Origin of the sequence: Prevotella sp. OH937_COT-195 (genome assembly GCF_003932845.1) — a bacterium.
Taxonomy (GTDB): domain Bacteria; phylum Bacteroidota; class Bacteroidia; order Bacteroidales; family Bacteroidaceae; genus Prevotella.
Map to the genome: position 1 here is coordinate 1 of NZ_RQZH01000101.1, position 690 is coordinate 690.

Below are 690 nucleotides of genomic sequence, written 5' to 3' on the forward strand. Positions count from 1 at the left end.
GCAGGCGCAGACCTACTACGACCTCTGGATTGCCGGCACGCAGGTAACCTCCGACAACTGCAACGACCTCAGCGTGATTGACGGCGTGAGCGGAAGGGTGAAGTACGACCACTCCACCAAAACGCTCACCCTCGACTACGCCAGAATCAAGTTAGATAGATATGGCGACATGGACGATTACAGGTTCTATGGCATCTATTCAGAAATCGACAACCTCACGGTGAAACTTATCGGCACAAACACGATAATGACGAGAAGTATAACCATCGACCACACCAAGCCGATGACCATTACGGGCGGCGGCACGCTCAACGCAGAGAGCCAAAATCTCTCCGGCATCATTGTTGAGGGAACCTCACTCACCATTGACGGCTGCACCGTCAATGCCAAAGGCGGATGGGGCATTATCGGAAGTGCTGTAAATGGGGCCAAGACGCTCATCATCCGTAACGCCACGGTAACGGCAGAGGGCAGGAACGCCTCCATCCGCTACTTCAATACCTTCACCCTCGACGGCTGCGCCATCACAAGCCCCGCCGGCGCGGTGTGGAACGCCGGAAAGAAAGCCGTGTGCGATGCCTCGGGAAATATCATCAAATCCAAGGTGACCATCGAGCCGGTTACCACCTACGACCTCGAGATTGCCGGCACGAAGGTAAACTCCGCCAACTGCAACGACCTCAGCGTGAT

At 55.5% G+C, this 690-nt stretch carries 1 pseudogene; it reads left to right on the forward strand.

Annotation, left to right across the window (positions count from 1 at the left end):
* Nucleotides 1-690, forward strand: a pseudogene (locus tag EII32_RS12270) (peptidase); the annotation flags it as partial.